The sequence below is a fragment of the Sphingomonas sp. SORGH_AS_0789 genome (assembly GCF_031453055.1).
Classification (GTDB): Bacteria; Pseudomonadota; Alphaproteobacteria; order Sphingomonadales; family Sphingomonadaceae; genus Sphingomonas.
In genome coordinates, this window is the sequence record NZ_JAVIYV010000001.1 from 2,755,910 (window position 1) to 2,777,628 (window position 21,719).

A 21,719-nucleotide genomic window follows, 5' to 3' on the forward strand; every position below is an offset into this window, starting at 1 on the left:
GTGATCGGGAGGCGCGCCTTTAGCACCGTGGTCGGGCTTTGCAAATGCTTTTTGCGTGTGCGGCCGATTTTTTGTCGATCACCAGCGGGCGGCGCGGCGATTCTCGCGGTCGATCGCCATCAAGATGCCCAGGCACAGCAACACCGTCATCTGCGACGATCCGCCATAGCTGACCAGCGGCAACGGGATGCCGACCACCGGGGCCAGCCCCATGACCATCATCAGATTGACCATGACATAGATGAAGATCGTCGTGGACAGCCCCGCCGCGGTCAGCCGGGCAAAGCGGTTGGGCGCGGCCTGCGCGACGTTCAGGCCCCAGCGGATGACGAGGAGGAAGGCCAGGATCAGGAAGCAGCCGCCGACCAGTCCCCATTCCTCCGCCATGGTGGCGAAGACGAAATCGGTATGCCCCTCGGGCAGATAGTCGAGATGGCTCTGGGTGCCGTTCAGGAACCCCTTGCCCCAGATACCGCCCGAGCCGATCGCGATCTTGGACTGGCTGATGTGATAGCCGGTGCCCAGCGGATCGCTTTCGGGGTCGAGGAAGATCAGCACGCGGTTGCGCTGATAGTCGTGCAGCAGGAAATTGACCGCGAGCGGCGCCATCACCGCCAGCCCGATCGCCCCGCCGATGAACAGCCGCAGCGGCACCCCGGCAAGGAACATGACGGTCGCCCCGCCCGCGCAGATCATCAGCGCGGTGCCCAGATCGGGCTGCTTCATCACCAGCGCGGCGGGCACGCCGATCATCGCCGCGACCGGCCATATGCCCGAGAAGCGCCTGGTTTCGGCGGGCGGCATCATCTCGTAGAAACGCGCGGCGCCCAGCACGATGAACAGCTTCATCAGCTCGGACGGCTGAAGCCGGATGAAGCCCACGTCCAGCCATCGCTGGCTGCCCCCGCGCACCGCGCCCAGCAGTTCGACCAGCACCAGCGCGACGACGAGGATCAGATAACCGGGCATGGCGATGCGTCGCCACAGGTCGAGCGGCAGTCGCGACAGCACCAGCGACCCCGCGAGCAGCACGAAGAAGCGCACGCCCTGCGGCTTGGCCCAGGGGGTCAGCGAGCCGCCCGCCGCCGAATAGAGCACGACCAGCCCGAAACAGCCGATCGCCATGACCAGCAGGATCACCCGCCAGGGCAGCTGTGCGATCGGTTCGGGGATGATGCGGGGGCCGCTCATTCGTCGGTGGTCCCGGCATCGTCGGCGGGCTGCTCGCTGCTGCTGGCGGCCATCGCCTCGGCCTGTGCGTCGGAAACGTTGGTCGCGGCCTTGACCGCCGGGGCGGCGGTGGGGGCACCGGCATCGGTCTTGGTCGCGGCGGAGGCGGGCTTGGGGGCCTGTGCCGCGCGATAGGCGGCTTCCTCGGCTGCCATGCGCGTGGCGATGTCGCCGCCCCAGGTGGGCTCGTCCTGCGCCAGCGACGCCAATGCGCGGTCGCGGTCGAACAGATAGGTCATGATGTCGCGCCCGATCAGCGGCGCGTCGAGATTGCGCACGGTATGGCCGTTATGCTCCAGCACGACGGCGGCCGCGTAACGCGGATTGTCGGCGGGGGCGAAGCAGACGAGCAGCGCATGGTCGCGCAGCTTGAAGGGCAGCTGGCCGTTCTTCAGCACGCCCATGCGCCGCTCCGCCATGGTGATCCGGCGGACCTGCGCGGTGCCGGTCTTGGCGGCCAGGCTGACGCCCGGCACCAGCATCCGCGCCGCGCCGCCGGTGCCGCCCTGGTTGACCACGCCGAACATCGCGTCGCGCACGACCGCCAGATGCTCGGAGGCGACGGGCAGGGCGGGGGCGTCGAGATGGACCTGATGCGCCAGCAGGCTGGGCTGCAAGGCGCGGCCCGAGGCGATCCGCGCCGCCATCACCGCCAGCTGAAGCGGGTTGGCGAGCACATAACCCTGTCCGATCGAGGCGTTCAGGCCGTCCGCGATCGTCCACTTCTTCTTGTATTTCCGCAGCTTCCACTCGGGGTCTGGCACCGTGCCGTAACGCTGCGCGCTGAGCGGCAGGTCGAATTTCTGGCCCAGCCCGACCATCCGCGCGATGGGCGCGATCCGGTCATAGCCCATGCGGCGGATCATCTCGTAGAAATAGATGTCGCAGCTCTGCTCGATCGCGCCCTTCAGGTTCAGCGCGCCGTGCCCGCCGCGCTTGTGGCAGTGGAAGACGCCGGTGCCGACCCGCATCGCACCGGTGCACAGCACCCGGTCCTCGGCGCCGACCCCGGCCTCCAGCAGCGCGAGGCCGTTCATCGGCTTGACCGTCGAGCCCGGCGGATAGAGCCCCTGCGTCACCTTGTTCATCAAGGGCACATGGTCGTTCTCCGACAGCATCGCCCATTCCAGATGGCTGATCCCGTCCGAAAAGCTGTTGGGGTCATAGGCGGGCATCGACACCATCGCCAGCGTCTCGCCGGTGCGGCAGTCGAGCACCACCGCCGAGCCCGAATTGGTCCCCAGCCGCCGCGCCGCGAATTCCTGGAGCCCCGCATCGATGGTCAGGCGGATGTTGCGGCCGGGCGTGTCGGGGCGGGTGGCGAGTTCGGCCACCACCTTGCCGCGCGCCGTCACCTCGACCCGCTTGGCGCCGGGCTTGCCGCGCAGCACCGGCTCCAGCATCTTTTCCAGCCCGTCCTTGCCCAGCTTGAAGCCGGGGGTGACGAGCAGCTGGTCGTGGGTCGCCTTGAACTGCTCGGCGGTGGGCGTGCCGACATAGCCGGTCAGATGCGCCACCGCCGCGCCCGCCGGATAGAAGCGCGCGAAGCCCCGTGTCGGCTGGACGCCGGGCAGCTCGGGCAGGCGGACGCTGACGGCCGCGAACCGCTCCCAGTCGAGCCGCTCGGCGACCTGCACCGGCTGGAACCCGGCGGCATGTTCGAGGTCGAGGCGGATGCGGTTCATCGCCTCGTCGTCCAGCCGCAGGATCTGGCGGAGCAGCGCCAGCACGCGGTCCTTGTCCTCCAGCCGGTCGGGGATGATGTCGACGCGGAAATCGGTGCGGTTATTGGCGATGGGCAGGCCGTGCCGGTCGATCAGCCAGCCGCGACGCGGCGGGATCATCGTCGTGTTGACGCGGTTGCTCTCGGAGAGGAGATTATACTTCTCGTTCTGGGCAATCGACAGCCAGGCCATACGCCCGGCCAGCAGCAGGCCGACCGCGCCCTGCGCCGCGCCCAGCACGAAGGCGCGCCGGGAAAAGCTGTAGGCCTGTGCCGCCTCGGTCATGATCCGCCCCTGGCGTTCCATGCCTATGCCCCTACCTCATTGCGGCCACGCTTGCGATCGATCCATGCGACCAGCCGGGTCGCCATGGGAAAGAGCAGGATGGTGATCGCGATCTGGATGACCAGCGCCGCATCGACCTGCGCGCCGACCGGCACCGCCAGGAAACGCCCCGCGATCAGGCAGAAGGCGACGGCGCCGCTGGCGATCAGCCAGTCCTGCCAGAAGTCACGGAACACCAGCCGATGCTCGAACAGGTCGATCGCCAGCGAGGTCAGCGACCAGAGCAGCATCGCCGAGCCCAGCGGCTGGCCCGACAGCAGATCGTCGAACAGCCCCAGCGGCGCGGCCGCCCAGAGCCGCAGCGCGAACCGCGCAACCAGCCGCCAGGCGAGCAGCATGACGAGGCCCATGGGCGGCTGCAACGGTACGATCGCCACCACCGGCACGATGGCGAGGAGCGAACCGGCCATCACGGTCAGCCAGGGCAGCGCGCGGGCGCGTGCGGGCGGCAGTCCGGGGTCGAAGGGGTTGCTGATGTCGAGGGTCACGGCCGGGGCGACGGCGCCGTTACCGGCATCGGCATGAAGGCGCGCTGAACGATCGCGAAATCCAGCGTGTCGGGATGGATGAAGGGCCGCGCCACCGCCGTATCGCCGCCATCGGCGCGGATGCGGGCGACGGGAATATCGGGGGCATAGAGCCCGCCGGTGCCCGAGGTGACGAACAGCTCGCCCTTGGCCAGCCGGACATTGGTGTTGACCGAGCGTATGTCGAGCGTCCCGTCGCCGCGCCCGACCGCGATGGCGGGCAGGCCGTCGCGGGTGCGGCGGACCGGCACGATGCTTTCGGGATCGGTCAGCAGGAGGACGCGCGCGGCGGCGGGCCCCGCTTCGGTCACCCGTCCGATCAGCCCCTCGGGACCGCGCACCGCCATGCCGGGCGCGACGCCCTGCCACCGCCCCGCATTGAGCAGCGCGAAGCGGCGACCGCTGCTGCCGGTCGAGCTGACCAGCCGCGCGGTGACGACGGTGTCGGGCGTCCGGTCGCGCACCGCCAGCAAGGTGCGCAGGCGGCGATTGTCATAGGCGATGGTGCGCGCGGTCAGCAGCAGCTGGCGCGACTGGGCGAGTTCGGCGCGCAGCCGTTCGTTTTCCGAATGGACGAAGAAATAACGCCCGATCGCCTGGGGAATGTCGTCGACCGCGTCGCCGACCGCGACGAAGGCGCCGGAGACGGGCGCGGTGACGCTGCCCAGCGTCATGCGCAAGCCGGCGAAGGCGGGTGGGTTGAACGTGGATGCGACAAGCAGCACCACGCCCACCACCGCACCCGCCACCGCGAGCACATAGGCCAGGAAAGCTCCATATTGCCGCCGTCGCGAAAACCCGGTGCGACGGTCGCGGGCGGGCGCCATGCGCCGGTCCCCTTATGCTGGAGGTTAGCCGTTCAGCAGGACGCCGCGGTACATCGGATCTTCCAGCGCACGGCCGGTGCCCAGCGCCACGCAGGTCAGCGGATCCTCCGCCACCGTCACCGGCAGTCCGGTTTCGTCGCGCAGCACCTCGTCCAGCCCTTCGAGCAGTGCGCCGCCGCCGGTCAGGACGATGCCCTGGTCGACAATGTCGGCGGCCAGTTCGGGCGCGGTGTTTTCCAGTGCGACGCGGACGCCCTCGACGATGGTCGCGACGGGCTCGGACAGCGCCTCGGCGATCTGGCCCTGGTTGATCTGGATTTCCTTGGGCACCCCGTTGACGAGGTCGCGGCCCTTGATCTGGATCGTCACGCCGATGCCGTCCGCCGGGGGACGCGCGATGCCGACTTCCTGCTTGATCCGCTCGGCGGTGGCTTCGCCGATCAGCAGATTATGGTTGCGGCGCACGTAAGAGACGATCGACTCGTCCATCTTGTCGCCGCCGACGCGGACCGAGGTGGTGTAGGCGAGGCCGCGAAGCGACAGCACCGCGACTTCGGTCGTGCCGCCGCCGATATCGACCACCATCGATCCGATCGGCTCGGTGACGGGCATGTCGGCGCCGATCGCGGCGGCCATCGGCTCCTCGATCAGGAAGACCTGGCTGGCACCCGCGTTCGAGGCGGCGTCGCGGATGGCGCGGCGCTCGACCTTGGTCGAACCCGACGGCACGCAGATCACGATCTCGGGCCAGCGCGCGAATTTGCGGGGGCCGTGCACCTTCAGAATGAAGTGCTTGATCATCTGTTCGGCGACGTCGATGTCGGCGATCACGCCGTCACGAAGCGGACGGATCGCCTCGATATTGCCCGGCGTCTTGCCCATCATCAGCTTGGCGTCGTCACCGACCGCCTTCACCTTCTTGATGCCGTTGATCGTCTCGACCGCGACGACGGACGGCTCGTTCAGCACGATGCCGCGTCCGCGGACATAGACCACGGTGTTCGCGGTGCCGAGGTCGATCGCCATGTCTTGCGACATGAATTTCAGGAAGCGGGGGAGGGGCATCGAGGCTTTCGTTCCGTCTGTGGACCGGGTGGGCGTGACTCATATCCCGAACCGCCGCCAAGAGCCGTCACAGGCACCTGCACCGTCATTTGCGGGGTCGCGGGATGCCGTCGCTTGGGCTAGGGTTTGCCGCATGTCAATACGGCGTCTGCCTCCCCATCTCGTCAATCGTATCGCGGCCGGTGAAGTGGTGGAAAGGCCCGCCAGTGCGTTGAAGGAGTTGGTCGAAAATTCGATCGATGCCGGGGCGACGCGGATCGCGGTCGCGCTGGGTCAGGGCGGGGTCGGCCGGATCGAGGTGGCGGACGACGGATGCGGCATGTCGGCCGAGGACATGGCCCTCGCCCTGGAGCGGCATTGCACCTCCAAGCTGCCCGACGAGGCGATCGAATCGGTCCTAACCCTCGGATTTCGCGGCGAAGCCCTGCCGTCCATCGCCAGCGTCGCGCGCGTGACGATCGAGAGTCGTCCGGCGGGCAGCGACGGCTGGAGCCGGGTGGTCGACAATGGCGAGGTGCTGCGCGACGGCCCCGCGGCCGTGCCGCCCGGCACCCGCATCCTGGTCGAGGACCTGTTCGCGCGTGTCCCGGCCCGGCGCAAGTTCCTGCGCTCGCCCCGGTCGGAATATGCCGCCTGTCTCGACATGGTGCGCCGTCTGGCGATGGCACGCCCCGACATCGCCTTCACCCTGGAGCATGACGGGCGGCGGGTGCTGACCGTGCCGGGCGGGGAGGAGCGGCCGGGGCGCGTCGCCGGGCTGACCGACCGGGCACTCGCGGAAAACTCGGTCGCGATCGACTGGGTGCGCGACACGGTGTCGCTGGGCGGCGTGGCGGGGCTGCCGACCTTCAACCGGGGCATCGCCGACCACCAATATCTGTTCGTCAATGGCCGCCCGGTCCGCGATCGCCTGCTGATGGGCGCGATCAGAGGCGCTTATGCCGAGATGTTGCCACGCGATCGGCACGCGGTGGTGGCGCTGTTCCTCGACATGCCGCCGTCCGAAGTCGATGTGAACGTCCACCCGGCCAAGACCGAGGTCCGCTTTCGCGACCCCGCGCTGATCCGGGGGATGATCGTGTCGGGCCTGCGCCGCGCGCTCGACGAGGCCGGGCATCGCAGCGTCCAGCGCCCGCCCGACTCGGCGCTGGCGATGTGGCAGAGCGAGAGCGTCGCCGCTCCGCCCGGGGGCACGCCGCCGCTCGATAACTGGGCCGCATCCGCACCCGAGACGCGCGTCATGGAGCGCCAGTCGCTCTTCGCGCCGCGCCCCGGCTTTGCGGCCCCGCCGCCGCTCGCCCGCGCCGAAGCCGCCTTCGCACCCCCGCCCGAGGTGCGCCAATATCCGATGGGCGTCGCGCGCGGACAGGTCGCCAAGACCTATATCGTCGCCGAGGCCGAGGATGGCCTCGTACTGGTCGACCAGCATGCGGCGCACGAGCGGCTGGTGCTGGAGCGGATGCGCGCCGCGCTGACTGGTGGGCGGATCGCGTCGCAGGCGGTGCTGATCCCCGAAGTGGTCGAGCTGGACGAACCCGCCTGCGACCGGCTGGAGGCGCGCGCCGAGGAACTGGCGGAGTTCGGGCTCGATCTCGAACGCTTCGGCCCGACCGCGATGCTGGTCCGCGCCACGCCAGCTTTATTGGGGCAGAGCGATCCCAAGGGGCTGGTCGCTGATCTGGCGGACGAACTCGCGGCGTTCGACCAGGCGCTGTCCTTGCGCGAACGGCTGGATCATGTCGCGGCGACCATGGCCTGCCACGGCTCGGTCCGCGCGGGCCGCATCCTGTCGGTCGCGGAGATGAACGCGCTCCTCCGCGAGATGGAGGTCACGCCGCACTCCGGGCAATGCAATCATGGTCGCCCAACCTGGGTGAAATTGCAGCACGGCGATATCGAGAAGCTGTTCGGGCGGAAGTGACGATGACAGATTGTCTGTGCGCCTCGTTGCCAGACATTGCGCATATCCCGATGGGCGATCATCAGGGGCGCGACGAGCGATTCCTGGCGACGGTTCAAGAGCTAGCGTCGCCGGGCGATCCGCAATGGTGGCGCTATCTCGACCAGTGTCGGGCGTGCACCCAATATTGGCTGGTGGCGCAGGAGGAGCGCATCTTTGACGAGCATTTGCTCGCGCGGATCAACGAGGCGGAGGCTGCCCGGATCCTGACCGCGAACGCATGGCCGGAGAGGTTCGCAACGTACGAAGACGTACTCCGCATCGCGCGCTCGCTGGCGACACCCTGTTGCTTCCTGGAGCCGATGGCAGACTCGCTTATCTGGACGATCGAGGATTTGCGCCGCGATCGACCGGACATCCGTGTCGAGGAGGTCGCCGAACTTCTGGGTCTGGCGGACGATCACGCCCGCCGCCTGATTGCTTGGATCAAGCGATAGCTTACCGCCCCTTGTCTTGGCGACGAACCGATCCCATGGAGCGGCGAACCGAAAATTTTTCGGTCGTGCGTTCATCGTAACGAAACTTTTGCACCCGGCCGTTTATTTATCGTCCGTTGGACAGGATCGGGCATCATCATGAAACATATCATGCCACTCATTTGCGCGCTCATTCCGCTGGCTGCGGTCGTCAGCGCGTGCGTCACCTGTCCCTGAGCTGATCCCCGCACGGCTGGTTCATTGTGGCCCGCCCACCCACAGGACACAAAAAAAGGGCCGCCCGGACATGCCGGACGGCCCTTCTTCTATTCGACCGAGGGCCGAAGCGTCGGGATTAACCCTGCGCTTCGTCCTGCTCCGGCTGAACCTCGGCGGTGGCGCCCGGCTCGGCGTTGGGATCGTAATCCTCGGTGAAGCCGGCTTCGTCACGCTCGAACATCGAGGCCATGACGTCGACGCCCTGCGCCTGCATCTCGGCTTCTTCCGGCGAGCGGGCGACGTTGACCTTGACGGTCACGGCCACTTCCGGGTGAAGCGCGACGCGCACGTCGTACAGGCCGATCGCCTTGATCGGACGGTCGAGCACGATCTGGCTCTTGTTGACCTTGTGGCCGTCGGCGACCAGCGCCTCGACCAGGTCGCGCACCGCGACCGAGCCGTACAGCTGGCCGACGTTCGACGCCTGACGGATCAGGGTGACGGTGGCGTTCTCGAAGGTCTTCGACTCGACCTCGGCCTCGGCGCGACGGTTCGCGTTCTCGGCTTCGATGCGGGCGCGGTTGGCCTCGAACACCTTCTTGTTGGCTTCGTTGGCGCGCAGCGCCTTCTTGCGCGGCAGCAGGAAGTTACGGGCAAAGCCGTCCTTCACCGTGACCACGTCGCCGATGGCGCCGAGCTTCTCGACGCGCTCAAGCAGAATAACGTCCATCTCTTAGGACTCCTTACTTCACGACGTAGGGCAGGAGGCCCAGGTGACGGGCGCGCTTGATGGCCTGGGCCAGCTCGCGCTGCTTCTTGGCCGACACGCTGGTGATGCGCGAAGGCACGATCTTGCCGCGCTCGGACACGAAGCCCTGGAGCAGACGGACGTCCTTATAGTCGATCCGGGGCGCATCCTTCGCGGAGAAGGGGCAGCTCTTGCGGCGACGGAAAAACGGGCGGGCCATTATGCGGCTTCCTCTTCACGATCACGACGGGGGCGGTCAGCGCGGTCGGGGCGTTCGCCACGATCGGCACGACGCTCGCGGTCGCGCTCCTGCTTGCGCATCATCACCGACGGACCTTCTTCATGGCCGTCAACCTTGACGGTCATGTAGCGGATCACGTCTTCGTTGATCTGGGTCTGGCGCTCCAGCTCGGCGACGACACCCGCGGGGGCGTCGATTTCGAGCATGACGTAATGCGCCTTGCGGTTCTTGGCGATCTTGTACGCCAGCGAACGCAGGCCCCAGGTCTCGGTCTTCACGACCTTGCCCTGATTGTCCTCGACGATCTTCGTGGCGGCTTCCGCCAGCGCGTCCACCTGCGCCTGTGCCAGATCCTGGCGCGCAAGGAACACGTGCTCGTAAAGAGCCATGCAGCTTACCTTATGTTGGCCGATCGCTGACGCCCACCCCATGTGGGACGCCCCTCCGGCTGTCTTCCATACTTCAATACCGTCACGCCAAAATGGCATGAGGGCGGGTGAAGCAGGTGCTTCCCGCCCAATGGTGCGCTGGCTCATAGCGATTTGGCGGCAAAAGGCAAGCGGCGAAGGGGCACGCGGACTTGCCAGCGGCGGGCGACCTTTCTACCGCGCGGGCCATCCTATTACCGTTTCATGGCAGATACGAACATGCGTGCATTCATCTTTCCGGGCCAGGGCAGCCAGGCCGTCGGCATGGGCAAGGCGCTGGCCGAGGCGAGCCCGGTCGCCCGCGAGGTGTTCCAGGAGGTCGACGAGGCGCTGGGCCAGCATCTCTATCGCCTGATGGTCGAGGGGCCCGCGGATGAGCTGACCCTGACCGAGAATGCGCAACCCGCGATCATGGCGAATGCCATCGCGACCCTGCGCGTGCTGGAGAAGGAAGGCGGCGTCCGCCTGTCGGAAAAGGCCGATTTCGTCGCGGGCCACTCGCTGGGCGAATATACGGCGCTTTGCGCGGCCGATGCGATCGACTTGGCGACGACCGCGCGTCTCCTCAAGCTGCGCGGCCGGGCGATGCAGGCGGCGGTGCCGGTGGGTGAGGGCGCGATGGCCGCGCTGCTGGGCGCGGACCTCGAAAAGGCGAAGGTCATTGCGGGCGCGGCGGTCGATGCGATGCTGGCCGAGGGTGGCGAGCCGCTGGTCTGCACGGTTGCCAATGACAATGACCCGAGTCAGGTGGTGATCTCGGGCCACCGTGCCGCGATCGAGAAGGCAGTGGCGCTGGCCAAGGACCTGGGCGCCAAGCGCGCCGTCCTGCTGCCGGTGTCGGCGCCGTTCCACTGCCCGCTGATGCAGCCCGCCGCCGACGCGATGGACGCCGCGCTGGCAGAGGCGACGATCCGCGCGCCGCTGGTGCCGGTCTATACCAATGTCGAGGCGGCGCCGGTCGCCGATCCGGGCGCGATCCGTGCGCTGCTGGTGGCACAGGTGACGGGCATGGTCCGCTGGCGCGAATCGGTGCTGGCGATGGAAGCGGCGGGCGTGGCGCAGTTCGTGGAGTTCGGCGGCAAGGTGCTCGGCCCCATGGTCAAGCGCATCGCGCCCGATGCGGACGCGGTCAGCGTCGTGACGATGGACGATATCGAGGGGCTGCTCGCGAAACTTTGATTTCGCGCGGAGACGCGGAGGCGCGGAGATGCGGGACATAGACGAAATCAGTGGAGCGGTTCTCGACGTTGCGTTGCGGATGCATCGCGACTTGGGGCCTGGTCTTCTGGAAAGCGTTTATGAAACCGTGCTGGCGGGCAAGCTCGTTCAGATGGGCTTGCCCGTGGCGCGCCAGCGCCCCGTCGATATTCATTTTGACGGCATGACGTTCGATGCCGCGTTTCGCATTGACTTGCTTGTCGACGAGCGATTGCTCGTGGAGATCAAATCCGTCGAGCGGCTTTCCGCCGCTCATGCCAAACAATTGCTGACCTATTTGAGACTGACCGGCCAGCCAGTCGGTCTGCTGATCAACTTTGGCGGCGCAACGCTGAGAGAAGGGGTGCGACGGATCGTCAATTCCCACACTCCCTCCGCGTCTCCGCGTCTCCGCGTGAACCAAAGAATCGGAGAATAAGCATGTTCGATCTGACAGGAATGACCGCCCTCGTGACCGGCGCATCGGGTGGCCTCGGCTCGGCGGTGGCGAAGGCGCTGGCGGCGCAGGGGGCCAAGCTGGCGCTGTCCGGCTCCAATATCGACAAGCTGGAGGCGTTTCGTGCAGAGCTGGGCGGCGATCATGTCGCGGTGCCGTGCAACCTGTCCGACCCCGCTGCGGTCGATGCGCTGATCCCGCAAGCCGTGGAAGCGCTGGGCGGCAAGCTCGACATCCTGGTCAACAATGCGGGCGTCACCCGCGACAATCTGACCATGCGGATGAAGGACGAGGAGTGGGATCAGGTGATCCGCGTCAACCTCGAAGCCGCGTTCCGCCTGATCCGCGCCTCGGCCAAGCCGATGATGAAGGCGCGTTTCGGCCGTATCATCTCGATCACCTCGGTCGTCGGCGCCACGGGCAATCCGGGGCAGGCAAACTATGCCGCGTCCAAGGCGGGCCTGGTCGGCATGTCGAAGGCGGTCGCGCAGGAACTGGCCAGCCGCAACATCACCGTCAATTGCGTCGCGCCGGGCTTCATGCGCTCGGCGATGACCGACGTGCTGCCTGACGCGCAGAAGGCGGCGTTGCTGACCCGCATTCCGGCGGGCGATCTGGGCAAGGGCGAGGATATCGGCGCCGCCGTCGTCTATCTGGCGTCCAAGGAGGCGGGCTACGTCACCGGCCAGACGCTGCACGTCAATGGCGGCATGGCGATGCTTTGAACCGCTGACGGACACGAATGACCTTATCCTGGCCAAAGTCCGTCGCTGGACGGGCTTGCCAGACATGGGCGCGCGTTCTACGTGCGTTCAGGAAGTATCAACCCCCGATGAATTACGAGAAGGGATTACCATGAGCGAGACCGCCGACCGCGTGAAGAAGATCGTCGTCGAGCATCTCGGCGTCGAAGCCGACAAGGTGACCGAGGACGCGAGCTTCATCGACGACCTCGGTGCCGACAGCCTCGACATCGTCGAGCTCGTCATGGCGTTCGAGGAAGAGTTCGGTGTCGAAATCCCGGACGATGCCGCCGAGAAGATCACGACCGTCAAGGACGCGATCACGTACATCGACGAGAACAAGGCCTGATACCGGGGCCTCGGCCCGCAGATGATGCGGGCCGAACGGGCCGCCAAGGCCAGGTTTCAAGCGGCTCCCCGACCCCGACTAGCGGGCGGGGAGCCGTTTTCGTTGTGGAATGGAGTGGAATATGCGGCGCGTCGTCGTAACCGGACTGGGTCTTGTCACGCCTCTGGGCGCGGACGTGGAAACCGCCTGGGCCAATCTGATCGCTGGCAAGTCCGGCGCCGGTCCGATCACGCGGTTCGATACCACCGGGCAGAAATGCACCATCGCGTGCGAGGTGAAGCCCAAGGATCATGAATATGGCTTCGACCCCGACAAGCGCGTCGACCACAAGGTCCAGCGCCAGGTCGATCCGTTCATCGTCTATGGCATCGACGCCGCCGGACAGGCGCTGGAAGATGCCGGCCTGACCGAGATGGACGAGGCCACGAAGCTGCGCGCGGGCGTGTCGATCGGCTCGGGCATCGGTGGCTTGCCGGGCATCGAGATCGAATCGGTCAATCTGCATGAGCGGGGCCCCGGCCGGGTCAGCCCGCACTTCGTCCATGGTCGCCTGATCAACCTGATTTCGGGCCAGGTCAGCATCAAATACGGCCTGATGGGCCCGAACCATGCGGTCGTCACCGCCTGCTCGACCGGCGCGCATTCGATCGGCGACGCGGCGCGGATGATCCGTGACGACGATGCCGACATCATGCTGGCGGGCGGTGCGGAAAGCACGATCAACCCGCTGGGCGTGGCCGGTTTCGCCCAGGCGCGCGCGCTCAACATGAGCATGAACGACCGCCCGACCGAAGCGAGCCGTCCCTATGACAAGGACCGCGACGGCTTCGTGATGGGCGAGGGCGCGGGCGTCGTCGTGCTCGAGGAATATGAGCACGCCAAGGCGCGCGGCGCGAAGATCTATGCCGAGGTGGTCGGCTATGGCCTGTCGGGCGACGCGTATCACGTCACCGCCCCGCATCCCGAGGGCAAGGGCGCCGAGAATGCGATGCGCATGGCGCTGCGCAAGGCGGGCATGGAGCCGTCGGACATCGACTATATCAACGCGCATGGCACCTCGACCATGGCCGATACGATCGAGCTGGCCGCCGCCAAGCGGGTGTTCGGCGACGACCTGTCGGGTGCGTCCATGTCGAGCACCAAGTCGGCGATCGGCCATCTGCTGGGCGGCGCCGGTGCGGTCGAGAGCATCTTCTGCATCCTGGCGCTGCGCGACCAGATCGTGCCGCCGACGCTGAACCTCGACAATCCGGACGAGGGGACCGAGGGCGTCGACCTGGTTCCCCACGTCGCCAAGAAGCGCGAAGTGAAGGCGGTGCTGAACAACTCGTTCGGCTTCGGCGGCACCAATGCCTCGCTGGTGATGAAGGCGATCTGAGCTTTCACCGCTCCTGACCTCCGTTCAGCCTGAGCGAAGTCGAAGGCCACGGGATGCTGGGTGCGTTCAGGGCGTGCACTTCGACTTCGCTCAGTGCGAACGGCGTGCAGTATTAGAATTCCAACCCCGGCCACTGTCGGGTCCGCTTGCAAAACGCCTTGGCTCGCGCCATCGGGCGGGCAGGCAAGCGGACCCGGATCGGTGCCGGGGTTGTTTCCTGTCCGGGCCTGTGCGCCCTTGTCGAAAACCGGGTGAGATATGCGCAAGGTCGGCTGTATCGGGTTGCTGCTGGGGCTGATCGGCATCGCCGTCTTCGGCTGGGTCGCGCATGACTGGGCGGGCAGCGGCCCGGCGGACAAGCCGCTGGCGGTCGTCGTTCCCGAGGGTGCGAGCCTGGCGCGCGCCGCCACCGCACTCCAGAAGGCGGGTGCGATCCGCTCGGCGGGGCGCTTCCGGCTCTATGCGCGTCTGTTCGGCCATGGCGGCGCGATCAAGGCGGGCGAATATGCGATTCCGGAACAGGCCAGCGCCTCGGACGTGCTGGCGCTGCTGCAGGAGGGCAAGGTTCGCCAGCGGCTGGTGCCGGTGCCGGAGGGCTATCCCTCGATCCTGGTCCATGACGCGCTGATGCGCGCCGACGGGCTGACCGGCGATGTGCCGGTGCCCGCGGAGGGATCGATCCTGCCCGACAGCTATGCCTATCAGAAGGGCGACACGCGCGCCTCGGGTCGTCGCGCGGATGCAGAAGGCGATGAAGGACTATCTCGCCCGCGCCTGGGCCAACCGAAAGCCCGGCATCGCGGTCAAGTCGCCGCAGGAGGCGATCATCCTCGCCTCGATCGTCGAGAAGGAAACCGGCCAGCCCTCCGAACGCCGGACGGTGGCAGCGGTCTATGGCAATCGCCTGCGCATCGGGATGCCGCTTCAGGCCGATCCGACCGTCATCTATCCGATCACCAAGGGGCGTCCGCTCGGCCGCCGCATCCTGCGGTCCGAACTGCACGCGAAGAACGGCTACAACACCTATGCCAGCCCCGGCCTGCCGGTCGGGCCGATCGCCAATCCGGGCCGCGCCTCGATCGACGCGGTGCTCGATCCGGCTGACAGCAAGGCGCTGTATTTCGTGGCGGACGGATCGGGCGGCCATGTCTTCGCCGACACGCTGGCCGAGCATAATGCCAATGTGCAGAAATGGTACGCGATCCGCCGCCAGCGCGGGGAAATGTAAGCCGTATTAGGGTTCGGCGATGCCTTTCTTTCCCTCGCCCCTCGCAGAGGGGAGAGGGGAGAGGGTTGCGTAGACTTGGTCTTTGCGAAAGCAAAGGCTTAGTCGGAGCTGGGTGAGGGGTGGGCGCTCGCCGAGCGAGCGCGCGAGCCTTCGGGGCTCGCTCAACCCCTCACCCAAGCTGCGCTAGCCAGCAGGCTGGCAAGCTTCGCTAACCCTCTCCCCTGTCCAGGGGAGAGGGGAAGAAGACACAATCGTGAATATCGATCGGGCCTAGCGTGCGCCGTGCCGCTCCTTGGCGATGCGCCGGGCCAGGGCGCGCTGCGACGAGAGGGCATAGGCGCGGCAGGCGCCTGGGGTAGTGCGGAAGCGGTCGGTGGCGCCGTCCTGATCGGCATGCGCGGTGATCAGGATATCGCAGGGCAGAGCCCGCATCGCCGCCTGCCCCCGGGCGAAGGCGGCGACCACCGGCTTGTTGGCCGGGGCGGAGAAACGATACTCGTCGGTCGAGACGGGGTTCAGGCTCGCCGCGAAGACGATCGCGCGGCATGATCCGTTCGCACAGCTCCGCCAGCTCCAGCTGAGACTGCCCATCGTGTGCCCCGGCGTCGCGCGTGCGGTGACGGTCGTGTTGCCGAGCGTCAGCGTTTCCCCGTCGCGGATCGTCCGCACTTTGGAAACCGCCGGGAAGCGGCTGTCATAGCCGCGCTGCGGATCGTCCGCCGCCAGCCGTCCGGTGCGCAGGCCCTGGGCCCCGCGCGGGCTCGCGATGACGGTCGCGCCGGTGTCGCGGGCCAGCGCGGCGATCCCGCCGGCATGGTCGAAATGCGGCTCGGTGCTGAGAATATATTTGATGTCGCGCGGGCGAAAGCCGAGCCGGGCGACATTGGCGAGGATCGCGGGCGCGGCCTGGGGCAGCGCGCCGTCGATCAGGATCAGCCCCCGGCCGGTATCGATCAGCGCGACGTTCAGGCCGCCAAAGCCGACCAGATAGCTGTTGCCGAAGACGCGAACCGGCGGGCGCGGGGCCAGCCATTCGGCGGTGCGGTCGGTCATAATCGGGCGGATCAGCGGATCGTCGGCATGCTGGGGTGCGGCGGTTGCGGATGCGGCGAGGATCAGCGCGGCGGCTATTCGGATCGGCATGTCCCATCTCCTTCGCCCCCCTGATGCCGGTGATGCGCGCCGGTGACAAAGCATCTTCCCTCGACAGAGCCATGAGCGCATTTCATGATGAAGCATGGACCGCGCCCAATTGCCGCTCAACGCCCTGCGCGCCTTCGAGGCGGCGGCACGGCATCTGAACTTCACTCGCGCGGCGATCGAGCTATGCGTCAGCCAGGGCGCGGTCAGTCATCAGGTCGCAGGCCTGGAGAAAAGGCTGGGGGCGCGGCTGTTCCACCGCCTGCCGCGAGGGCTGGCGCTGACCGATGATGGGCAGGCACTGGTGCCGGTGCTGGCGGAGACGTTCGACCGAATCGGCGCGACGCTGGATCGCTTCGCCGATGGGCGGTTCCAATATGTGCTGAACATCGGCGTGGTCGGGACCTTCGCCACCGGCTGGCTGCTCGCGCGGCTGGACGATTTCGCGGCCACCCATCCGCACATCGACCTGCGCGTGTCGATCAACAACAATCGGGTCGATCTGGCGGGGGAGGGGCTGGATTATGCCATCCGCTTCGGAGACGGCGCGTGGCACGGCACCCATGCCGAGCGGTTGATGGCGGCGCCGCTGACCCCGCTTTGCGCGCCGCTTGCCGCCACGCGGCTGCGCGAGCCGGGGGATCTGGCGCGCGAGCGGCTGTTGCGATCTTATCGGGTCAGCGAGTGGGAAAGCTGGTTCGCGGCGGCGGGTGCTCCGGCACCGGCATTGCGCGGACCGATGTTCGACAGCTCTGCCCTGATGGTGGCGGCGGCCATGGCCGGGCTGGGCGTCGCGCTCGCGCCCAAAGTGATGTTCGGCCACGAACTGACGACGGAGCGGCTGGTCCAGCCTTTCCCGATCGAGATCGACGCCGGATGCTATTGGCTGACCCGGTTGCTGTCACGGAAAGAGGGGCTGGCGATGAAGGCGTTTCGTCAGTGGCTGATGGAGGCGGTCCAGCACTGATCCTCTCCGGTACGGGGAGGGGGGCCGCCGCAAGGCGGTGGTGGAGGGGGTACACCCAAGGACGCGCCTGTTGCAGCCCCTCCGTCAGTCCATCGGACTGCCACCTTCCCAAGCTGGGGAGGATTCTACATTAGGGCCGATCGACATTCATCGATGCCTTTCCTTCCCTCGCCCCTCGCAGAGGGGAGAGGGTTGCGCAGACTTGGCCTTTGCGAAAGCAAAGGCTTAGTCGGAGCTGGGTGAGGGGTGGGCGCTCGCGAAGCGAGCGCCCACCCCTCACCCAAGCTGCGCTAGCCAGCAGGCTGGCAAGCTTCGCTAACCCTCTCCCCTGTCCAGGGGAGAGGGAAAGAAGAAGCAATACTGAATGTCGATCCGACCTAGCCCCGCAGAGCCGACGCCGCGCGGGCCTTGGCCTCGACGTCCGCCATCGAACCGCCGGTCACCCAGCTGCCGCCGACGCACAGCACGCGGTCGAACGCGAGCCAGTCGGGCGCGCTCGCCTCGGTGATGCCGCCGGTCGGGCAGAAGCGGGCCTGGTAGAAGGGGGCGGCCAGCGCCTTCAGCGCCTTCAGTCCGCCGCTGGTCTCGGCGGGAAAGAACTTGAAGTGGGTCAGGCCCAGGTCCAGCCCGCGCATGATGTCGCCCGCATTGGCGACGCCCGGCAGATAGGGGATGCCGCTTTCCACGACCGCCGAACCGAGACGGTCGGTCAGGCCCGGCGAGACGATGAACTCGCCGCCCGCATCGGCCACGTCGCGCAGCTGCTGCTCGTTGACGACGGTGCCCGCGCCGACGATCGCGCCGGGGACCTTCTTCATCTCGGCCATCGCCTCGAGGGCGGCGGGGGTGCGGAGCGTCACCTCCAGCACCCGCAAGCCACCGGCGACCAGCGCCTCGGCAAGGGGCCTGGCGGTGGCGGCGTCGTCGATGACCAGCACGGGGATGACCGCGCTGGTGCGCATGATGGTGGCGATGTCGGTCATGAATGCTCCTGTGCGAAGGCCGCAGCCGCGCCGAACAGGCCGGGCTGGGGATGGGTGATGAGTTTGACGGGGATGCGCGCCATCAGCGACTGGAAACGCCCCTTGGCCATGAAGCGCTGGTCGAAGCCCGAGCGCAGCAGCTTGTCCTTGATCCGATAGCCCAGGCCACCCGCGATCACGACGGTCTTGGCCCCCTGCGCCAACGCAAAGTCGCCTGCGACGGCACCCAGAGCGAGGCAGAACCGGTCGAGTGCGGCGAGCGCGATCGAGTCGGTGCCCTCGAGCGCCTCGGCCCAGATTTCGCGATCGTCGCGGCTGGGAACCGCGCGGCCTTCGAGCGAGGCCAGCGTTTCGTAGATTGCGATAATGCCCGGCCCCGAACAGATGCGCTCGCACGACACGCGGGTATAGGTGCGGCGCAGGCGCTTGAGGATCGCATCCTCGATCCCGTCGAGTGGGGCATAGTCCATATGCCCACCCTCGGTTTCGATAACGTGATAACGCTGCGGCGTCATCAGGACCTGCGCGACGCCCAGGCCGGTGCCCGGGCCGCAGACGGTGACGACGCCGTGCGCGGGCATCGGCTCCTCGGGACCGCAGATATGGAGGAAATCCTCCTCGGGTACCTGTGCGACGGCATGGCCGATCGCGCCGAAGTCGTTGATGACGGTATAGATGTCCGCGCCCAGCCGCTCGGGGATCAGCGAAGGGCGGATGACCCAGGGATTGTTGGTCATCCGGATCACGTCGCTGGTGATCGGCGAAGCGATGGCCAGCGACGCCGCCTTGGGAAGCGGACGCCCGACATGAGCCGCGAAGGCCTGCCACGCGGTCTGAAGCGAGGCGTGCTCGGCGGTCTTCTGCGTGCAGGGCTCGCCCAGCTTGACGACGCGGCCATTCTCGACCTCGGCGAGTGCGAAGCGTGCGTGGGTGCCCCCGATATCGGCAGCGACGATTTCCATGATATCCTCCCCCTTATCTTTTACAGGCCGGCGCCGGCGAGAATGGGCGATGCGCCCTTCTCGGCTTCGTCGGCGGCCTGGCGGAACAGTGCGAACAGCTCGCGGCCCATGCCCTGAATGGGGGCGGGGGTCACGGCCTGTTCGCGCGCGGCCCATTCGGCCGGATCGACCAGCGCGTCGAGCGTGCCCGCCACCGCGTCCAGCCGGACGATGTCGCCGTCGCGGATCAGCCCGATCGCGCCGCCGCCAATCGCCTCGGGGCTGAGATGGATGGCGCAGGGCACCTTGCCGCTGGCGCCCGACATACGGCCGTCGGTGACGAGCGCCACCTTGAAGCCCCGGTTCTGGAGCACGCCCAGCGGCGGGGTCAGCTTGTGCAGCTCGGGCATGCCATTGGCCTTGGGCCCCTGGAAACGGACGACGACGACGACGTCGCGCTCCAGCTCGCCCGCCTTGAACGCGGCCTGCACTTCAGACTGGTCGGAGAAGACGCGCGCGGGGGCCTCGATGATCCAGCGCTCGCGCTCGACCGCCGACACCTTGATGCAGGCGCGGCCGATATTACCCGACAGGATGCGCATCCCGCCATCGGGCGAGAAGGGCGCGGCGGCCGGGCGCAGGATCGTCTCGTCGCCGCTGTCGCCGACCGGGGTCCAGGCGAGCTTGTCGTCGGCGATCACCGCCGTCTGGCCGTAATCGGACAGGTCCTTGCCCGCCACCGTCAGGATGTCGCGGTGGAGCAACCCCTCCGACAGCAGTTCGCGGATGACATAGGGCATGCCGCCCGCCGCCTCGAACCCGTTCACATCGGCCGAACCGTTGGGATAGACCCGCGCGATCAGCGGCACGGCGGCCGACAGGCGATCCATATCCTCCCAGTCGATGATGATCCCCGCCGCGCGCGCGATGGCGGGCAGGTGGATCAGGTGGTTGGTCGAGCCGCCGGTCGCCAGCAGGCCGACCGCCGCGTTGACGATCGCCTTTTCATCGACGCACCGTCCCAGCGGCCGGTAATCCTCACCGCGCTGCCCGATCTTCGCCAGCTGGTGGACGGCGGCGCGGCTGAGCTCCTGGCGCAGCTTGGTGCCCGGATTGACGAAGGCGGCACCCGGCATGTGCAGGCCCATCACCTCCATCATCATCTGGTTGGTGTTGGCGGTGCCGTAGAAGGTGCAGGTGCCCTTGGAATGATAGGCCGCGATCTCGGCGTCGAGCAGCTCGTCGCGCCCTGCCTTGCCCTCGGCAAAGGCCTCGCGGACGGCGGCCTTCTGCTTGTTGGGCAGGCCGGTCGGCATGGGGCCGCCGGGAACCAGGATCATCGGCAGATGGCCGAAGCGCAGCGCGCCCATCAGCAGGCCCGGCACGATCTTGTCGCAGATGCCCAGCAGCGCGGCACCCTCGAAGGTGCCGTGGCTCAGCGCCACCGCCGTCGACAGCGCGATGGTGTCGCGGCTGAACAGCGACAGCTCCATGCCCGCATAGCCTTGCGTCACGCCGTCGCACATGGCGGGCACGCCGCCCGCGACCTGCGCGGTCGCACCCACTTCGCGCGCCCAGACCTTCATCAGCTCCGGATAGCGATAATAGACGGCGTGCGCGGACAGCATGTCGTTATAGGCCGACACGATGCCGATGTTCATGCCGCGATCCGCCTTCATGGCGTCGCGGTCCTCCTCGGTCCCGGCATAGGCATGGGCCAGGTTGGCGCAGCCCAGATTGGGGCGGCGCACCGCCGTTTCGGCCTCATGCGCGATCAGGTCGAGATAGGCCTGCCGACCGGGCTTCGAGCGTTCGATGACCCGGTCGGTGACGGCCGAGACGGCGGCGTTCAGACTCATTGCTCGCTCCAATGGATGTCGATCGGCAGTTCGACGTCGGCCAGCACGCGGCCGATCGGATAGGGGGACGATGCCCCTTCCTTGATCGCGTCTTCCAGCACCTTTTTCTTGGCCGGACCCGAAATGGCAATCATGATCGATCGGGCCGATACGATGCCCGCCCGGCTGAGCGTCACGCGCGCGACGGGCGCCTCGGGGGGCAGGGGCTCCGGCATCAGGCCCAGCGCGCGGCGCTCCTTGGGGCCGTTGAGCGCCTCGTCATAATCGGGGCCGGGGAAGATCGAGGCGGTGTGCCCGTCGGCGCCCATGCCCAGCAGGACGAGGTCGAGCGGCCAGTGGAGTTCCTGCATCAGCGCATCGGCCGAGCGGCCCGCGGCCTTATAGTCCTGGGTCGCCTGCGGCACGATCGGCATCACCCGCGCGCCCTTGGGCAGGAAGATCTTGCCGATCATCGTCACGTTGGACAGCGGGTCGCCCAGCGGCACGATGCGTTCGTCGGCGGGGACGATCGTCACGCGCTTCCAGTCGAGCTTGGCCTGGGCCAGCTTCTCATAGACCGGGATCGGCGTCTTGCCGCCCGACAGCGCGATCACCGCCGCACCGCGCGCCTCGATGGCGCTTTCGATGATGAACTGGATGTCGCCCGCCAGCGCGTCCGCCATCTCGGCGGTGTCCTCGTAATCCCACCATTCGATTTCGTCGGTCATGTCGTCTCTATCCTGATAGTCCGGGCGCGAGGTGCGGCCC

At 67.5% G+C, this 21,719-nt stretch carries 21 protein-coding genes and 1 pseudogene; 9 read left to right on the top strand and 13 right to left on the bottom strand.

All coding sequences use genetic code 11. From position 1 onward, the window contains the following. Positions 1-78: 78 nt before the first annotated feature. From rodA to QE360_RS12720, 5 genes are read right to left on the bottom strand one after another with little or no spacing between them, the layout of a single operon-like run. Complete coding sequence (gene rodA, locus QE360_RS12700) at positions 79-1,191, bottom strand: rod shape-determining protein RodA (RefSeq protein ID WP_307099534.1); 1,113 nt, start codon at positions 1,189-1,191, stop codon at positions 79-81. Then, on the bottom strand, positions 1,188-3,260 hold the full coding sequence (gene mrdA / locus QE360_RS12705; RefSeq protein WP_309702004.1) for a penicillin-binding protein 2: 2,073 nt from the start codon (positions 3,258-3,260) through the stop codon (positions 1,188-1,190). The genes rodA and mrdA overlap by 4 nt, the downstream gene beginning before the upstream one ends. Before the next feature lie 2 nt (positions 3,261-3,262). Then, positions 3,263-3,787 (bottom strand): rod shape-determining protein MreD, encoded by a 525-nt coding sequence (locus tag QE360_RS12710; protein ID WP_309702005.1) that lies wholly within the window; start codon positions 3,785-3,787, stop codon positions 3,263-3,265. Further along, complete coding sequence (mreC, locus tag QE360_RS12715) at positions 3,784-4,653, bottom strand: rod shape-determining protein MreC (protein WP_309702007.1); 870 nt, start codon at positions 4,651-4,653, stop codon at positions 3,784-3,786. Before mreC ends, QE360_RS12710 begins: the two co-directional genes overlap by 4 nt. Positions 4,654-4,677: 24 nt before the next feature. Next, positions 4,678-5,718 (bottom strand): rod shape-determining protein, encoded by a 1,041-nt coding sequence (locus QE360_RS12720; protein WP_261267979.1) that lies wholly within the window; start codon positions 5,716-5,718, stop codon positions 4,678-4,680. A 133-nt stretch (positions 5,719-5,851) separates the two neighbouring features. Between QE360_RS12720 and mutL the strand changes: the two genes are divergently transcribed. Then, on the top strand, positions 5,852-7,639 hold the full coding sequence (gene mutL, locus QE360_RS12725; protein WP_309702009.1) for a DNA mismatch repair endonuclease MutL: 1,788 nt from the start codon (positions 5,852-5,854) through the stop codon (positions 7,637-7,639). A gap of 50 nt (positions 7,640-7,689) precedes the next feature. Continuing rightward, a complete protein-coding gene (locus QE360_RS12730) occupies positions 7,690-8,115 on the top strand; it encodes a hypothetical protein (RefSeq protein ID WP_309702011.1) in 426 nt (141 codons plus the stop codon). 334 nt (positions 8,116-8,449) lie between these two features. Here QE360_RS12730 and rplI read toward each other — a convergent pair whose 3' ends face one another. Genes rplI through rpsF form a run of 3 tightly spaced genes read right to left on the bottom strand, consistent with a single transcriptional unit; the run spans position 8,450 to position 9,691 of the window. Next, positions 8,450-9,043, bottom strand: a complete 594-nt coding sequence (gene rplI, locus QE360_RS12735) for a 50S ribosomal protein L9 (protein WP_307099521.1) — start codon at positions 9,041-9,043, stop codon at positions 8,450-8,452. A gap of 13 nt (positions 9,044-9,056) precedes the next feature. Then, positions 9,057-9,281, bottom strand: a complete 225-nt coding sequence (gene rpsR / locus QE360_RS12740; protein WP_007403456.1) for a 30S ribosomal protein S18 — start codon at positions 9,279-9,281, stop codon at positions 9,057-9,059. Continuing rightward, the gene (rpsF, locus tag QE360_RS12745; RefSeq protein ID WP_037567458.1) at positions 9,281-9,691 is read right to left on the bottom strand and encodes a 30S ribosomal protein S6; all 411 of its coding nucleotides are present in this window, start codon (positions 9,689-9,691) and stop codon (positions 9,281-9,283) included. Before rpsF ends, rpsR begins: the two co-directional genes overlap by 1 nt. 258 nt (positions 9,692-9,949) lie before the next feature. Between rpsF and fabD the strand changes: the two genes are divergently transcribed. The 6 genes and pseudogenes from fabD to mltG all read left to right on the top strand — a co-directional run bounded on the left by fabD (position 9,950) and on the right by mltG (position 15,082). Then, on the top strand, positions 9,950-10,909 hold the full coding sequence (gene fabD / locus QE360_RS12750) for an ACP S-malonyltransferase (protein ID WP_309702013.1): 960 nt from the start codon (positions 9,950-9,952) through the stop codon (positions 10,907-10,909). A gap of 28 nt (positions 10,910-10,937) precedes the next feature. Beyond that, positions 10,938-11,366 (top strand): GxxExxY protein, encoded by a 429-nt coding sequence (locus QE360_RS12755; RefSeq protein ID WP_309702015.1) that lies wholly within the window; start codon positions 10,938-10,940, stop codon positions 11,364-11,366. A gap of 2 nt (positions 11,367-11,368) precedes the next feature. Then, positions 11,369-12,109 carry a 3-oxoacyl-[acyl-carrier-protein] reductase gene (fabG, locus tag QE360_RS12760; RefSeq protein WP_309702017.1) on the top strand — a complete coding sequence of 247 codons (741 nt, stop codon included), beginning with the start codon at positions 11,369-11,371 and terminating at the stop codon, positions 12,107-12,109. Positions 12,110-12,239: 130 nt separating this feature from the next. After that, positions 12,240-12,476, top strand: coding sequence for an acyl carrier protein (locus tag QE360_RS12765; RefSeq protein WP_007403554.1), 237 nt, complete (start codon positions 12,240-12,242; stop codon positions 12,474-12,476). 121 nt (positions 12,477-12,597) lie between these two features. Continuing rightward, a complete protein-coding gene (fabF, locus tag QE360_RS12770) occupies positions 12,598-13,854 on the top strand; it encodes a beta-ketoacyl-ACP synthase II (protein WP_309702019.1) in 1,257 nt (418 codons plus the stop codon). A 258-nt stretch (positions 13,855-14,112) separates the two neighbouring features. Beyond that, a pseudogene (gene mltG, locus QE360_RS12775) lies at positions 14,113-15,082 on the top strand (endolytic transglycosylase MltG). Between the two features lie 270 nt (positions 15,083-15,352). Here mltG and bla read toward each other — a convergent pair. After that, positions 15,353-16,225 (bottom strand): subclass B3 metallo-beta-lactamase, encoded by an 873-nt coding sequence (bla, locus tag QE360_RS12780; RefSeq protein WP_309702021.1) that lies wholly within the window; start codon positions 16,223-16,225, stop codon positions 15,353-15,355. A 94-nt stretch (positions 16,226-16,319) separates the two neighbouring features. On the opposite strand from bla, the gene QE360_RS12785 reads away from it, so the two are divergent. Further along, positions 16,320-17,189, top strand: coding sequence for a LysR family transcriptional regulator (locus QE360_RS12785; protein ID WP_309702023.1), 870 nt, complete (start codon positions 16,320-16,322; stop codon positions 17,187-17,189). Positions 17,190-17,566: 377 nt separating this feature from the next. On the opposite strand, the gene eda is transcribed toward QE360_RS12785, so the two are convergent. Genes eda through pgl form a run of 4 tightly spaced genes read right to left on the bottom strand, consistent with a single transcriptional unit; the run spans position 17,567 to position 21,679 of the window. Further along, complete coding sequence (gene eda, locus QE360_RS12790) at positions 17,567-18,172, bottom strand: bifunctional 4-hydroxy-2-oxoglutarate aldolase/2-dehydro-3-deoxy-phosphogluconate aldolase (protein WP_309702025.1); 606 nt, start codon at positions 18,170-18,172, stop codon at positions 17,567-17,569. Further along, positions 18,169-19,134 carry a glucokinase gene (glk, locus tag QE360_RS12795; protein ID WP_307099503.1) on the bottom strand — a complete coding sequence of 322 codons (966 nt, stop codon included), beginning with the start codon at positions 19,132-19,134 and terminating at the stop codon, positions 18,169-18,171. Before glk ends, eda begins: the two co-directional genes overlap by 4 nt. 20 nt (positions 19,135-19,154) lie before the next feature. Next, positions 19,155-20,972, bottom strand: coding sequence for a phosphogluconate dehydratase (gene edd, locus QE360_RS12800; RefSeq protein WP_309702028.1), 1,818 nt, complete (start codon positions 20,970-20,972; stop codon positions 19,155-19,157). Then, on the bottom strand, positions 20,969-21,679 hold the full coding sequence (gene pgl, locus QE360_RS12805; RefSeq protein WP_309702031.1) for a 6-phosphogluconolactonase: 711 nt from the start codon (positions 21,677-21,679) through the stop codon (positions 20,969-20,971). The genes edd and pgl overlap by 4 nt, the downstream gene beginning before the upstream one ends. Between the last annotated feature and the right edge of the window lie 40 nt (positions 21,680-21,719).